General features: G+C 69.9%; 13 protein-coding genes. 4 read left to right on the top strand and 9 right to left on the bottom strand.

Features of this window, described 5'->3' with window-relative positions; translation table 11 throughout:
* Positions 1-114 precede the first annotated feature (114 nt).
* Both dinB and ACTH43_RS03430 read right to left on the bottom strand, forming a co-directional pair.
* On the bottom strand, positions 115-1,407 hold the full coding sequence (dinB, locus tag ACTH43_RS03425; protein WP_441443526.1) for a DNA polymerase IV: 1,293 nt from the start codon (positions 1,405-1,407) through the stop codon (positions 115-117).
* Positions 1,408-1,462: 55 nt separating this feature from the next.
* On the bottom strand, positions 1,463-1,948 hold the full coding sequence (locus ACTH43_RS03430) for an SAV_6107 family HEPN domain-containing protein (protein ID WP_441443527.1): 486 nt from the start codon (positions 1,946-1,948) through the stop codon (positions 1,463-1,465).
* Positions 1,949-2,105: 157 nt separating this feature from the next.
* Between ACTH43_RS03430 and ACTH43_RS03435 the strand changes: the two genes are divergently transcribed.
* The gene (locus ACTH43_RS03435; RefSeq protein ID WP_441443528.1) at positions 2,106-2,948 is read left to right on the top strand and encodes a spermidine synthase; all 843 of its coding nucleotides are present in this window, start codon (positions 2,106-2,108) and stop codon (positions 2,946-2,948) included.
* A 229-nt stretch (positions 2,949-3,177) separates the two neighbouring features.
* Here ACTH43_RS03435 and ACTH43_RS03440 read toward each other — a convergent pair whose 3' ends face one another.
* Positions 3,178-3,381: a cold-shock protein gene (locus ACTH43_RS03440; protein ID WP_193104230.1), complete on the bottom strand. Its 204-nt coding sequence runs from the start codon at positions 3,379-3,381 to the stop codon at positions 3,178-3,180.
* Positions 3,382-3,656: 275 nt separating this feature from the next.
* Entirely contained in the window at positions 3,657-4,631 is a 975-nt protein-coding gene (locus ACTH43_RS03445; protein WP_441443529.1) for a proteasome assembly chaperone family protein, read from the bottom strand.
* Positions 4,632-4,784: 153 nt separating this feature from the next.
* Between ACTH43_RS03445 and ACTH43_RS03450 the strand changes: the two genes are divergently transcribed.
* Complete coding sequence (locus tag ACTH43_RS03450) at positions 4,785-7,028, top strand: HelD family protein (RefSeq protein ID WP_441443530.1); 2,244 nt, start codon at positions 4,785-4,787, stop codon at positions 7,026-7,028.
* 214 nt (positions 7,029-7,242) lie between these two features.
* Here ACTH43_RS03450 and nrdR read toward each other — a convergent pair whose 3' ends face one another.
* Together nrdR and ACTH43_RS03460 are read right to left on the bottom strand one after the other, a co-directional pair.
* Positions 7,243-7,722 (bottom strand): transcriptional regulator NrdR, encoded by a 480-nt coding sequence (gene nrdR / locus ACTH43_RS03455; RefSeq protein ID WP_441443531.1) that lies wholly within the window; start codon positions 7,720-7,722, stop codon positions 7,243-7,245.
* Between the two features lie 28 nt (positions 7,723-7,750).
* Positions 7,751-8,146 carry a peptidoglycan-binding protein LysM gene (locus ACTH43_RS03460; RefSeq protein ID WP_441443532.1) on the bottom strand — a complete coding sequence of 132 codons (396 nt, stop codon included), beginning with the start codon at positions 8,144-8,146 and terminating at the stop codon, positions 7,751-7,753.
* 170 nt (positions 8,147-8,316) lie between these two features.
* On the opposite strand from ACTH43_RS03460, the gene lexA reads away from it, so the two are divergent.
* The gene (gene lexA, locus ACTH43_RS03465; protein ID WP_441443533.1) at positions 8,317-9,012 is read left to right on the top strand and encodes a transcriptional repressor LexA; all 696 of its coding nucleotides are present in this window, start codon (positions 8,317-8,319) and stop codon (positions 9,010-9,012) included.
* 43 nt (positions 9,013-9,055) lie between these two features.
* Here lexA and ACTH43_RS03470 read toward each other — a convergent pair whose 3' ends face one another.
* Both ACTH43_RS03470 and hflX read right to left on the bottom strand, forming a co-directional pair.
* A complete protein-coding gene (locus ACTH43_RS03470) occupies positions 9,056-11,077 on the bottom strand; it encodes an ATP-dependent DNA helicase (protein ID WP_441443534.1) in 2,022 nt (673 codons plus the stop codon).
* A gap of 69 nt (positions 11,078-11,146) precedes the next feature.
* Positions 11,147-12,721, bottom strand: a complete 1,575-nt coding sequence (gene hflX / locus ACTH43_RS03475; RefSeq protein ID WP_441443535.1) for a GTPase HflX — start codon at positions 12,719-12,721, stop codon at positions 11,147-11,149.
* Positions 12,722-12,878: 157 nt separating this feature from the next.
* Between hflX and ACTH43_RS03480 the strand changes: the two genes are divergently transcribed.
* Entirely contained in the window at positions 12,879-13,496 is a 618-nt protein-coding gene (locus tag ACTH43_RS03480) for a class I SAM-dependent methyltransferase (protein WP_441443536.1), read from the top strand.
* A gap of 40 nt (positions 13,497-13,536) precedes the next feature.
* Here ACTH43_RS03480 and dapF read toward each other — a convergent pair whose 3' ends face one another.
* Positions 13,537-14,385 (bottom strand): diaminopimelate epimerase, encoded by an 849-nt coding sequence (gene dapF / locus ACTH43_RS03485; protein WP_441443537.1) that lies wholly within the window; start codon positions 14,383-14,385, stop codon positions 13,537-13,539.
* Between the last annotated feature and the right edge of the window lie 11 nt (positions 14,386-14,396).

Genomic DNA, 14,396 nt, shown 5'->3' on the forward strand with positions numbered 1-14,396 from the left:
CCTCTCGCGCCGGTCGGCGCACCGTTCACCGTGTGAGAAGGCATTGCCCTCATCGGCGGTCTCCCCAGTTTAGAGCGTGTTCCTGGGTTATGGGAACTTTCCCTCCGTTAGGTCTCAGAACAGACCATCACTGGGCTCTCCCGAGCCGTGCGGAGCGCCCTTCTCCGGCGCCGCGCCCTCAGCTCCTGACGCGGTGCGCTGCGACCCGCCCTCCGCGGGACCGAGGGTCGAGCCGCGGCTGAGGCTGTGGGCGCCGAAGCGCTCCATCGCCTGGTCCATCGCAGCTTCGAGGTCGTGCCATCCGGCGGACCGTGCCGACAGCTCCGCCTGCATCGGGACCCCGGCAGCCGGCTCGAGGTGGGTCGCCCGCACCCCCGCCAGGCGGACCCGCGGCAGAGCATCGCGTTCACGGTCCCACAGGGTGACCACCTGTTCGCGCAGCCGTTCCCCGCTCGCCGTCGGCAGATCGAAGGTCGAGGAGCGTGTGATCGTGGTGCCGTCGGGGGCGCGGAGCTTCAGCACCACCGTGCGGGCGACGAATCCTCCGCGACGCAGTTGCCGCGCGACGTCGTCCGCCATCTGGGTGATGCGCCTGCGCACCTCCTGCGCGTCGGTGAGGTCCGCGTCCCAGGTGCGCTCCGTGCCCAGTGAGCGGTCCCGCGTCCGATGGCCGAGCCCCGTGCGGTCGCTGCCATCAGCCAGGGCCGCGACCTCCCGTGCGCGTGGCCCTAACGCTCGCGTGAGAGTGGTGGACGGGATATCTCGGAGCTGACCCACGGTGCGCACCCCGATCCGCTCGAGCGCGGACTGCGCCTTGGGGCCGATCCCGGAGATCACCGACACCGGAAGCGGGGCGAGAAAGGCTGCGGTGTCATCCGCAGGGACGATGAGCATGCCGTCGGGCTTCGCCTGGGCCGAGGCGATCTTCGCCACCGCTCGGGAGACCGAGCCACCCACCGAGCTGGGCAAACCGAGCTCGTCACGGATCCTCCGCCGCAACAGGTCCGCGATCTGCTCCGGCTCCCCGAAGAGGCGGCGCGCTCCGCGCACATCCAGGAACGCCTCGTCGACGCTGATCTGCTCGACATCCGCGACGACGTTGCCCAGCAGCGCCATCACCTCGGAGGAGATCTCGCGGTACACGTCGATGCGGGGAGGGACGATGACGAGGTCCGGGGCCAGGCGCCGCGCCGAGGCCATCGGCATCGCCGAACGGATCCCCCGGGTGCGTGCGGGATAGCTGGCTGCAGCCACCACGCCTCGGGCCCCGGCGCCGCCGACCACGACGGGCAGGCCCCGCAGGCTCGGGTCGTCCCGCACTTCGACGGAGGCGAAGAAGGCGTCCATGTCCAGGTGCAGGATCCCGGGGATCTCATGTCCGGGATCCTCGTCCGCGCGCAGGTTCATCAGCACCTCCCTCGAGCTCGCACTGTACCGGGGCTGGAGACGACCGCTCGGTCCCTCAGCCCGCAGCCGTGAGATCTGTGATGTGCGCGGGAAGATCCTCGAGCAGTCGCTGGGAGATCTGCGTCAGGTGGCAGGCGGTCTCCTCGAGGTGCCGCTCCAGCAGGTCCGGGTCCGGCTGAGCGGAAGGATCCCGATCCAGCCGTGTTCGCTCCGAGACCAGCGGGGCCAGGCGCTCAGCACGCTCGATGTCCTCCCCGCCGAGCCGCGCGAGCGCGGTCCACACGTTCAGCGGCAGAGGCCGGCGGCGCTCCCGATTGGCTCGCGCCACGAGCACCCCGGCGCCGCGCAGCGCAGCGCGATGGGCGAGCTCGAAGGCCTCTCGCGGATCCTCCTGGACCGCCGCCCGAGCCTGCTGCAGCAGGTCCCGTGCACGTTCGAGATCCGCCTGGTCCTGGTCGAGCCGGGCCAGGCGCAGTCGCAGCGAGGGTGCACTGACGGAGAGGACTGCGGCTCCTCGGCGGCGGGATGTCGTCGGTGTCATCGGGCTCCTCCTCCTGGTGCACGGCGGACGGCGCTTCCTGCATCGCCCTGGTACCGAGAACGCTAGAGGCGGGGTGTGACATTCGACGCCGCGCCGGGGCTGCTGTGGACCACCGGCCACTGGGGAGGAACGGTCGACGATCTCCTAGAGTGGGGCGATGTCCCGACGTGACCGCTCGCGCCGCGCTGCCTTCGAGCAGCTCGGACCGCTCGATGCCCTGATCCCCATCTCCACCGGGAGCGCCCGGTTGACCCTCGAGAACGATGGATCGGTCCTGCTGGATGTCAACGGGGTCCCCTCCTCGCACCTCCACCCGGACCCCGAGCACCTGGTCTTCGAGTACATGCGGTGGATGCTGCTGGTGATCGACCGACATCTCGAGGGCCATGAGAGCGCAGGCACCGGGCCAGCGATCCAGCTCGCGCATCTCGGCGGCGGCGGCTGCTCTCTGCCACGGGCGATCGCCTCCCGGCATCCGCGCTCACGCCAGATCGTGGTGGAGATCGACGAGCTGCTCGCGCAGCACGTGCGGATCTGGTTCGACCTCCCCCGCTCCCCACAGCTTCGAGTGCGCACCGAGGATGCCTTCAGCGCCCTGACCTCCTGGCGCGAGGACCGCTTCGACGTGCTGGTGCGGGATGTGTTCTCCGGCTCGCTCACGCCGCCGGAGCTCATCACGGTCCAGGCCGCAGAGCACGCGGACCGGGTGCTCCGCAATGGCGGCATCTACCTGGCCAACTGCGCCGCCCCGCCCGGGACCGGGCTGATGGCCGACGAGGTCGCCACTCTGTCCGCTGTGTTCCCGCATGTCGGCGTCATCGCCGAGCCGGCGCACCTCTCGGGCAAGCGGCGGGGGAACTGCGTTCTGCTCGCCTCACGTCGGCCGCTTCCTGAGGCCATCGACCGGGATCTGCGCTCCGATGCCGTCTCGGTGCGTCTGGCCCGCTCGACGCAGGTCGACGCCCTCGCCCGGGCCGGACGGGTGCTCGGGGCGGCCTGACGTGGTCTGGGCCGCCTGACGCACGCGGAGCTGCCGGACGTAGGCGCGACTGCCGGACGCGCTCGGAGCTGCGCGACGTACGCGCGACTGCCGGAGGCACTCGGGGCCGATGAGGCGCCCAGGGCCCTGACCTGCCCGCAGGCGTGCGGCCCCGCCCAGATGACAGCGAACCGGGCAGGAGCGCAATGCTCCTGCCCGGTCCGTGAGAGTTTCGCGGGGACGCCGTCGGTCAGACCGGGCGGACCTGCTCGGCCTGCGGGCCCTTGTCTCCCTGAGTGACCTCGAACTCCACGCGCTGACCTTCGTCGAGCGCGCGGTAGCCATCCATGTCGATCTTGCTGTGATGAACGAAGACGTCTGCGCCGCCTCCGTCGATCTCGATGAATCCGAAGCCCTTTTCGGCGTTGAACCACTTGACCGAGCCCTGTGCCATACCTGTCACCTTCTGTGTCGTCCTTCATCGATCGCACGACGCGATCGCGGTGCCGCGTGAAGCCGTCCCCCGCCGAAGCGGGTGGCGCATTGGTGCATGCCGTACTGCTGTGCCGAGGCACCGTCGTCGGACTGTCCTGCTGGACCTGCATCACCGCAACGCCGCCATTCTGTCACGACCGTGGCCCGGTTCACACGGACTGGGGCAAGACGTGATCACGAAGACGTAACGAACTGGGTCACGAGGTGGCATCTGCTACGCGCGGGACGCGGCTCTCAGCCGGGGAACGGCTCGTCCGGGGAATTCCCGTCGTGGTCGGCGAGGAAGCGCTCGAAATGCTCGCCGATCTCCTCCGCGGTCGGGAGATCCATCGTGGTCGCGAGCGGCGACTGGTCGCTCTCGCTCATCGCGTCGTACTGCTCCTCGAGGGCGCTGACGATCTGGCGCACCTCCGAGTTCTGGGCGAGGGTCCCCTGCAGCGCGACCGTGGCCGCATCGGTGAGGTCACCGAGGTGCACCAGCGGAAGATCGAGCTCAGCCGCTTCGCTGACACGGCGCAGCAGCGCCAGCGCGCCAGCCGGGAAATCGGTGCGCGTGAGGTAGTGCGGCACCTGTGCCGCATAGCCCATCGCCGGATGGCCCGCCCGCCCCAGCCGGTGCTCCAGCAGAGCGCTGAACGCGGCCGGGATGATCAGTTCGCCGGGCTCCTCGTCCCCGCTCTCCGGAGCGGTGCCGGGCGCTGGCGTGGGGCGAGTGTTCGGCCGACCCAACAGCGCGGGGTCGTTCGCATGGGCGAACAGACCGATAGGTCGGGTGTGCGGGACCGCCATCGGCACCGCCTGCATGCCCACCACCCGCTCCACATCGAAGAACTCGACCAGATCGATCAACGCCTCCGACAGCCGGCGCCACTGGAGATCCGGCTCCGGGCCGTCGAGGAAGAGGAAGGGACGATCACGTTCGTCATACATCAGCGACAGCGTCAGCTCAGGCAGCTCGACATCCACGTAGGAAGTGCCGTCGAAGGTCGCGCGGGGGCGGGCACCTCGGTAGTCCAGCAGCTCATCAGTGTCGAAGGACACCAGTCGCAGATGGCGCAGCTCGTCACGCAGATAGGTCGCCGCGATGCGGCAGGCATTGCCCGCATCAACCATCCCCGGCAGGGCGTGGACCAGGGTGAGGCCCGATCGCGGAACGGCCTCGAGCACTTCGGTGGCTTCGAAGCGGTAGAGATCTCGGGGGTCGCGCATCGCGGTCTCCTCCCTCGCGGCCGTCTGGATGCTGGTGACCTGATGGCACGCGCACCCAGGCCCGTCCACCATAATGGACCACCGTGCTTCGCCGACCCGGGGTCCGCCCGGTGAAGGCGCGGCGCGAGGACGCAAAGGTGGAGAGGCAGAGCTGTGGACGACGCTGAGGGACAGATCGCCCGGGAGATCGCGCGCGAGCAGGCGTATGCCGACCGGCTCTACACACGACTCGACGAGCTGATGCTCCAGGTCGAGAGCAACCTGGATCAGATCCAGGGATCTCAGCACGCCTCGACCCACCAGAACCGCTCAGAACGGGACTCGTTCATGGCGCTGTACGAGGACCGTCTGGCGCTGCTGCGCTCGGTCGCCCGCAGCGTGGTCTTCGGAAGGTTGGACATGGATGACACCGCCCGCCACTACATCGGCCGCATCGGTCTGTTCACGGCGGAGCGCGAGCAGCTGCTGGTGGACTGGCGCGCCCCGGCTGCGGCCGCGTTCTACCGCGCGACCAGCACCGAGCGGCTTGAGGTGCGGCTGCGCCGTCATCTGATCAATCGTGGTCGCACCGTGATCGGTCTCGAGGACGACGTCCTGGACCAGACCGTCCTGGATGATCCCGACCACGACGTGGTCCTCCAGGGCGAGGGCGCACTGCTGGCCGCGGTCTCCGGCAAGCGCACCGGGCGCATGGGGGACATCGTCGCGACCATCCAGGGCGAGCAGGACCGGATCATCCGCTCCGAGAACCGCGGGGTGATGGTGGTCCAGGGCGGCCCCGGCACCGGCAAGACCGCGGTCGCCCTGCACCGCGCCGCCTACCTGCTCTACACCCATCGTCGCCGCCTGGAGCACACGGGTGTGCTGATCATGGCGCCGACGCCGGGGTTCCTGCGGTACATCGAGCGGGTGCTGCCGAGCCTCGGCGAGTCCGGGGTGGTGATGCTCACCCCCGGCGAGCTGTTCCCCGGGGTGGAGACCTTCCTGCACGATGACGACGAGGTGGCACGTCTCAAGGGCGACAGCGCGATGGCCGAGCTGCTCTCGCGAGCGGTCAAGCAGCGTCAGGTGGTCCCTCAGGAGGACGTCCAGCTGCGCATCGACGGCACCCCCATCACGCTGACCCGAGAGGTGATCCGCGCCGCGCGCAGGGAAGCTCGCGCCACTCACAAGCCGCACAACTCCGCGCGCGCCGTCTTCGTGCGCGCTGCGATGGACCGGCTCGTGGACAAGTACGAGAAATCGCTCCGCAGCCAGGGCCACACCGTGATCCCCGAAGATCGGGCGGACCTGCTCGCAGATCTCCGCAACGACCCCGAGGTCAAGCGTCAGCTGAACCTGGCCTGGCTCCCCTACACCCCGCAGGGATTCCTCCGGATCCTGTTCTCCCGCCCCGAGCGTCTGCGGGCGGTCGCCCCCCACAGCCTCGCAGACCGGGTCGAGCTCCTGGTGCGGCCCAAGGATGCACCCTGGACCGTCGAGGACGTCCCCCTGCTCGACGAGGTCGCGGAGCTCCTCGGAGAGGACTCCGCACCGGCCGAGGCGCGGGCCCGCGACGATGCCGAGCGCCGCAAGGCCGACGTCGACTACGCCCGCAGGGTCATCGAGAACGTCGACACCTCCGGGATGATCCGGGCCGAGGACCTCGCAGACCAGGTCAGTCAGGTCAGAGACGGGCGGACCCTCGCCGAACGCGCCTCCTCGGAGCGCAGCTGGACGTACGGGCATGTCGTGGTCGACGAAGCCCAGGAGCACTCGCCCATGAGCTGGCGCGCGCTCATGAGGCGTGCGCCCACGAAGTCATTCACGGTGGTCGGGGATGTCGCGCAGACTTCCTCCGCCGGCGGCACCGACTCCTGGTCGGCCGCGCTCTCGCCCTATATCCAGGATCGCCTGCAGATCGAGCACCTCACGGTCAACTACCGCACCCCGAGCCGGATCATGGACCGTGCGGTGGCGATGGCCCGCGCGCACAACCTGCCGGTGACAGAGGTGAGCTCGGTGCGCGAGGGAGATCGTGATCCCCGCATCGAGCGCACCGAGGAGTCCTCGCTCACCGCCCGGACCGCTGACGCGGTGGTGACGGTGCACCAGGAGCGACTGGGACGTCTCGCCGTGATCGTGGCCGACGAGCGCATCTCCGCGATCGCCGCCGAGCTCCGCTCCCGCAGTGGGCTGCCGAAGGTGGGCGTGGGATCCGCGGGCGTGGACGACGAGATCGCCGTCATGTCGGCGCAGGACGCCAAAGGGCTCGAGTTCGATGCTGTCGTGCTGGTGGAGCCCGCTGAGCTGATCGACGCCCACGGGGCCGGGGATCTCTACGTGGCGATGAGCCGATCCACCCAGCATCTCGGAGTGGTCCATGCGCGCGCACTTCCTGCCGGCATGGCCGGCTGAGGACCACCCCGTCCGCTCACCCGCTGACCGTCCAGCAGACGAGGATCGGCGGCCGTGGCTTCCCCTCCACGACCGCCGATCAGGTGTGCGCTGCAAGAGCGCACGAGGGATATCTTAAGCACAGGAACAGGTGCTCAAGCGCCAGATCCACAAAATCTACGAAACCCGCACGATCCGGCGGCGGATGCATCCCTGCGATCCCGCTCAGCTCGGCTCAGACGGAGGTCTCCTCGACACCCGCCCCATGCAGGCCCTCGGCACGCAGACGTGCGATGGCGGCCTCGAAATCCTCGAGCGAGTCGAACGCCTGGTACACGCTCGCGAAGCGCAGATAGGCCACGACATCCAGTTCCTGGAGGGGCTGCAGGATCGACAGGCCGACCTGATGGGCATCGATCTCCGCGAGCCCGCTCGAGCGAATGTTCTCCTCGACCCGCTGGGCGAGCATGGCCAGCTGGCCGTCGCTGACCGGACGCCCCTGGCATGCCTTCCGTACTCCGGAGATCACCTTCGCCCGGCTGAACGGTTCGCTGACCCCGGAGCGCTTGAGAACCGACAGCGACGCGGTCTCCGAGGTGGAGAAGCGCCGCGAGCAGTTGGGGCACTGGCGGCGCCGACGGATCGTCGCACCGTCATCGGACGTGCGCGAGTCGACGACACGCGAATCGGAGTGGCGACAGAACGGACAGTGCATCCACTCAGGGTACCGGCATCGGATCCGCTCAGCGGATCGCATCCCCTGAGACGGGCAGCTCGATCTGCTGGCCCGCGGTCACACGGCCGGTGGGCAGGTGGTTGAGGGTACGCACCTCAGCGACGAACTCCTGCTCGCTCATGGCCTCCGGAGCGAACTCCTCGGCATAGCCCCAGAGGGTGTCTCCCGCCTCGACCGTGATGGTGACGGGCTGCTGGGAGTCGGTCCCTGCCAGCGCCGCAGGAAGATCCACCGTCAGCAGCACGGCGGCAGCCACGAGCAGTCCCAGCAGGAAGGCGAGGCCAGCGAGGAGGAAGCGTCCCCGACGGGTGGGGACGAGTCGAACGCGTGCTCGATCTGCACCCTCGACGCGCTGCTCGCGCTGCGCCGGAAGAGAGAGGACCGTGGCGGTTCCAGTATTCATATCCGAACTCCTGTTCGATCGAATGTATGTGCGACTGTAGCCCGACGTTCCGGCGACACGCAAGGGAAACATCGAACACATGTTTGGCTTCTGCCTCACGCCGCCCTACGCTGGGTCACACCACATACGGAACCGCGAGGGTCCGACAGACGACGCCAGGAGGCCTCACGATGACGCCGAGCACCCCCAAGCCGATCCGGTCCCGCGGCGAGGCTCCCGCCGATGAGCGCACCGAGGGGCTCAGCCGGCGGCAGAGGCTGATCCTGGAGACGATCAACGCGGCGGTCGCCTCACACGGCTATCCGCCCACCATGCGCGAGATCGGCGATGCCGTGGGGCTGACCTCCTCCTCGTCGGTGGCCCATCAGCTGCAGTCGCTCGAACGCAAGGGCTTCCTGCGCCGCGATCCCAAGCGCCCGCGGGCGATGGAGGTCGTGATGCCAGAGGCGGATGACGCCCCCGCGCCCCTGCCGGTGACCGAGCTCAGCCCGAACTCCGTGACGGTGCCACTGCTGGGGAGGATCGCCGCCGGTGTACCGATCACCGCCGAGGAGCAGATCGAGGATGTCTTCACCCTTCCCCAGCGTCTGGTGGGCGACGGCGACCTCTTCCTGCTCCAGGTGGTCGGGGATTCGATGATCGACGCCGCCATCTGTGACGGCGACTGGGTGGTCGTCCGCTCGCAGAACACCGCGGAGAAGGGCGAGATCGTCGCGGCGATGATCGATGGCGAGGCCACCGTCAAGACGTTCGTGCAGCGCGACGATCACGTCTGGCTGATGCCGCACAACCCGGCCTTCGCACCGATCCTGGGCGACCATGCCGAGATTCTCGGGAAGATCGTGGCGGTGCTGCGCGCGATCTGAGCCCCCGCTCGATCCGGTGCCGGGGCTGCAGCGACGCCCTGCGTCAGCTCTCGGAGAGGCGACGCAGCGCGCTGAGCGCGACCTCCGGGTCCGTGGTCGGCCACAGCGGGGGCATCGACTCCCGCAGATAGCCGCCGTAGCGAGCGGTCGAGAGACGCGGATCCAGCACCGCGACCATCCCGCGGTCCGCCGTGGAGCGGATGAGCCGCCCGGCCCCCTGTGCCAGCAGCAGGGCCGCATGCTGGGCCGAGATCGACATGAAGCCGTTCCCGCCCCGCTGTCCGATCCGCTCCTGGCGGGCTGCGGTGAGCGGATCATCAGGCCGGGGGAAGGGGATCCGGTCGATGGTGACCAGGCGCAGCGAACGTCCGGACACATCCACGCCCTGCCACAGGGTGAGGGTTCCGAACAGGCTCGCATCCTCCTCGTCACGGAAGGTGCGCACCAGGTTCGCCATCGAGTCCTCTCCCTGCACCGCGATCGTCAGGTCGAGCCGAGCTCGCACATGCTCGGCGGCGAGCTCAGCTCCCCGCCGCGAGGAGAACAGGCACAGCGCACCGCCCTGAGAAGCCTCGACCAGCTCCGTGAGGTGGTCGAGCATTGCCGTGGAGGGCCCCTCACGCCCCGGCTGCGGAAGATGACGAGCGGTGTAGAGGATCCCCTGCCGGCGATATTCGAACGGGCTGCCCACATCGAGTGCGGCCCAGGCGTTGGCGTCCTCCCGCGGCGGCAGCTCCGCCGGGTCCATCCGCGCGGCGCGAGCCAGCCCGACCTCCCCGGCCGCGGGTTCGAAGCGGCCCCCGAGGGCCAGGGTGGCGGAGGTGAGCACGGCAGTGCGGTCCTCGAGGATCGCACCGCGCATCGCACCCGCGACGCTCAGCGGAGCCACCTGGATGCTCGAGCGCCCGGTGGCCTGGGAATGCGAGATCGAGACCACGTCATCCTCATCGGGAGCGGCGAGCCGTTCGCAGACGTCGATGATCTCCTGGAGGTTGGCGCGAACCGTCTTGCGCGCGCCGGCGGAGGATTCGTCCCCCGCATCCTTCGCGTCCGAGTGGGCGGTGCGGGCCTCGACCCGGAGCTGGGTGACGGCGTCCCCGAGCCGCGCCGGGAGATCACCGATCACGCGCCCGTCGGGAGACAGCTCGAGGGCTTCGCGCAGCTCTTCGGAGGCGTCGTCCAGCGCCGTCCCGGCCACCCCGAGGCCACGCAGGTCCCGCACCGTGCCTCGGAGCATGCCGGGGGTGAGCACATCGGTGACGGCGCTGGTCACCCGGGCGGAGAGATCGTGCGCCTCGTCGAAGACGACCACATCGTGGTCGGGGATGATCCCGTGGTTGTCGAAAGCATCGATCGCGAGCAGGGCATGGTTGGTGACCACGATGTCGACTTCGCGCGCGAGCTCTCGGCTGCGCTCGGCGAAGCAGTCCTCCACCATCGGGCAGCTGCTGCCGATGCACTGATTGCCGGTCACGGAGACCTGGCGCCAGGCGCGGTCCGAGACGGCATCCTGGAGCGAGTCTCGGTCCCCGCTGTCCGTCTCCTCCGACCACTCGCGCAGGCGCCGCACCTGGTCTCCCAGGCGCTCGCTCCCGGTGCGGGCAGGATCGGTGGAGGCCTCGGCGAACAACGCCCCCGGATCCACGTCGACCGGATAGCCGCCGGCGATCTTGTGCTTGCACAGATAGTTGGCCCGCCCCTTGAGCAGCGCATAGGTGGGCGTGCGCGACAGATGCGGGGCCACCGCCTCGACCAGGCGCGGGAGGTCCTTGCGGACGATCTGGGTCTGCAGCGCGATGGTCGCGGTGGAGATCACGACCGGACGCCCGCTGACCAGTGCGTGACGCAGGGCCGGCACCAGATAGGCGAGCGACTTGCCGGTGCCGGTGCCTGCCTGCACCAGCAGATGGCGGCCGCCGGACATCGCCAGATCCACGGACTCCGCCATTGCCTGCTGGCCCGGACGGGGCGCTCCGCCGATCGCTGTCACGGCGGCGTCCATCAAGGTGGACAGGGGGATCTCACCAGCCGCGGGGGACGCGGGATGGTCGGTGGCGGCGGTCATCCGGTCAGGGTATCCGCGTCCGGTCCCGCGCCGTCTCAGGCTCTGCCCGACAGGCCGCTCTGCTGCGGCTCAGGCCACACCCCGGAGCTCGGCGGCGAGTGCCTCCTCCACGCGGGCATGGAGCCTGGTGCCCTCCATCAGGTGCTCCTCGGCGAGAACCTCGCCGGTGGAGTGGACCCGGGAGATGAGATCTCCGCGGGAATAGGGCACCACCAGGTCGATCTCCACGGCAGGACGGGGCAGGCGCTCAGCGATCAGCTCGCGCAGCTCCTCCATGCCCATCCCGGTGCGGGCAGAGACGACGATGCTCGTGCCGACCTGGCTGCGCAGCCGCGCGATGGTCTCCGGCTCCGCGACATCGGCCTTGTTCAGCACCACGATCTCGGGGACGTCGAAGCCCTCCAGCTCACCGAGCACAGCACGCACCGCGGTGATCTGCCCCTCGGGGTCCGGATGCGAGGCGTCGACCACATGCAGCAGCAGGTCCGAGCCTCCGACCTCCTCGAGGGTGGAGCGGAAGGCCTCGATCAGCTGCGTGGGCAGATGCCGCACGAAGCCGACCGTGTCCGCGTAGGTGAACTCGCGACCGTCCGGGGTGGTCGCTCGCCGCACCGTCGGGTCCAGCGTTGCGAACAGCGCGTTCTCGACCAGCACACCTGCGCCGGTGAGGCGGTTCAGCAGGGAGGACTTGCCTGCATTGGTATAGCCGGCGATGGCGACCGCCGGCACTCGGTGGCGCGCGCGATCCGCTCGCTGGGCAGCCCGTCCCGGCGCCATCGCCTTGATCTCGCGGCGCAGCTTGGCCATGCGGTCGCGGATGCGTCGCCGGTCCAGCTCGATCTTCGTCTCACCCGGACCGCGCGAGCCCATGCCCGCTCCGGCACCGCCCACCTGGCCGCCGGCCTGCCGGGACATCGACTCGCCCCAGCCACGCAGTCGCGGCAGCAGGTACTCGAGTTGCGCCAGCTCGACCTGCGCCTTGCCCTCGCGGGACTTGGCATGCTGGGCGAAGATGTCCAGGATCAGGGCGGTGCGGTCGATGACCTTCACCTTGACGATGTCCTCGAGCGCGCGGCGCTGGCCCGGCCCGAGCTCACCGTCAGCGATCACGGTGTCGGCTCCGTTCGCGGCGACCAGGTCGGCGAGCTCTGCGGCCTTGCCCTTGCCCAGGAAGGTCGCCGGGTCGGGGTGTGCACGGCGCTGCAGGACGCCGTCGAGCACCTCGGAGCCGGCGGTCTCGGCGAGCGCCGCCAGTTCCTGCAGGCTGACCTCCGCGTCCTCAGCGTTGCCCGAGGTGTAGAGGCCAGCGAGGACCACCCGCTCGAGGCGCAGCTGGCGGTACTCGACCTCGGTGACGTCCTCGAGCTCGGTGGACAGGCCCGCGACGCGTCGAAGAGCCTGCCGGTCGGCGAGGTCGTACTGCTCACCGTCGGCGTCAGAGCTGAAGGTGACGGAGGAGACCGAGGCGTCCGCGCGCGAGAGGATCCGCTCGGTGAGGGCGTCACGGGGACGGGACGAGGCCGTCGGGGCGGACTCTGCGGGGCCATCCGCGCTGTTCGAGTGCTCCGCGGCCCCGGTCCTCCCCGTGCTGGTCCCGTCGACGTCGGAGTCGGAGTCGGGTTCGGGATGGAAGGCGATGGGCACGGTCGGGGTACTCCTTGGCGTCGGGGAACTGCAGTGATCCCAGAGTCCCACGTCCGCACCCGCCGGTCGAGTGATTTTGCGCAGGGCGGAGCAGGCGTGAGCGTGGGCCATGACGCTTCTGCTCGGCACTCCTCCTCTGCCTCCGTATCCTGCAGGGGTGGACGAGCACTACTTCACCCCCTCCCCTGCGGCCGCAGATCGCCGCTTCCCCTTGCCGGTGCGCCTGGCGGGTCGTGAGCTGGACCTGGTCTCGAGCACCGCGGTCTTCAGCGGGCACGGCCTGGACAAGGCCACCGCAGTGCTGCTGGGCCGACTCGACGAGGTGACCCAGCCGCCTCCTGCCGCGACGATCCTCGACCTCGGCTGCGGCTGGGGCCCGATCGCTTTGACCGCCGCCATGCGACACCCGGACGCGCAGGTGTGGGCGGTCGACGTCAGCGAGCGAGCGCGTGAGCTGACCATCGAGAACGCACGCCGCGCGGGACTGAGCAATGTGCAGGTGATCTCCCCGGACGAGATTCCAGAGGATCTCGCTGTGGATGCGATCTGGTCGAATCCGCCGATCCGCATCGGCAAGCCGGCGCTGCGAACCCTGCTGCTGGAGTGGACAGGCCGGCTGCGTCCCCAGGGCACGGCGGCGCTCGTGGTCGGCAAGAACCTGGGAGCAGATCCGCTGGCGCGCTGGCTCGGCGAGCAGCTGCCGAACCGGACGGTCGCGAAGGTGGCAAGCGCGAAGGGCTTCCGGATCCTGGAGATCGGCCCGACGAACACCTGAGCCCGGCCGCGCCGTTCTTCCGGAGTGTGGCGCGGACCGGTCAGATCAGCGTGTTCCCGTCGGCCACCAGCTGGGCGGGGCCGGTGAGCGTGATCTCGCCGGTCGCGGTCCAGCCCACCTGCAGGCGCCCGCCGGGGACGTCCACGGTCCAGGGCTCCCGGGAATCATCGCCGGCGCGGTGGGCGGCAGCGACTGCTGCCGCGGCGACTCCGGTCCCGCAGGAACGGGTCTCCCCCACTCCGCGCTCGTGGACCCGCATCGCGATATGCCGTGGACCGCGCGCGCTGACCAGCTCGATGTTGGCGCCGCCGGCCGGTTCGGGGTCGAGGGCAGGTCGGTGGCCGAGGTCGAGCTGCTCGAGCACGACGTCGGCAGGGAGGAAGGCGACCGCGTGCGGGTTTCCCATATCGACGTCGGTCACCTCGAGGCGTCGGCCTGCGATCTCGACGGCGCGGTTCCCGGAGCTGATGCGCGAGGTGCCCATGCCCACCTGGACGCTCCAGGGCGCGCCCGGGGTGGTGGGGCGGTGGAGGATCTCCACCGAACGCACCCCGGCGCGGGTGAGGATCGCGAAGCTGTCCTCGCGGACATGCCCGGCGCGCTGCAGATGCGCGGCCAGCACTCGGACTCCGTTGCCGCACATTTCGGCGATCGAGCCGTCGGCGTTGCGGTAGTCCATGAACCACTCGGGGGCATCGGCCGGGATCTCGAGACCGGCGCTGCGGGAGCGGACGGCGCGGATCACGCCGTCGCCACCGATGCCGGCGCGGCGATCGGCGAGCGCGGCGACCGCGGCGGCGTCCAGGTCCAGCGCGCCCTCGGGATCATCCAGCACCACGAAGTCGTTCTCGGTCGCGTGCCCCTTGGTGAAGTCGATGCGCTCGTCCATGCCCCGAGCCT

It is taken from the genome of Brachybacterium sp., from assembly GCF_052095815.1.
Lineage (GTDB): Bacteria > Actinomycetota > Actinomycetes > Actinomycetales > Dermabacteraceae > Brachybacterium.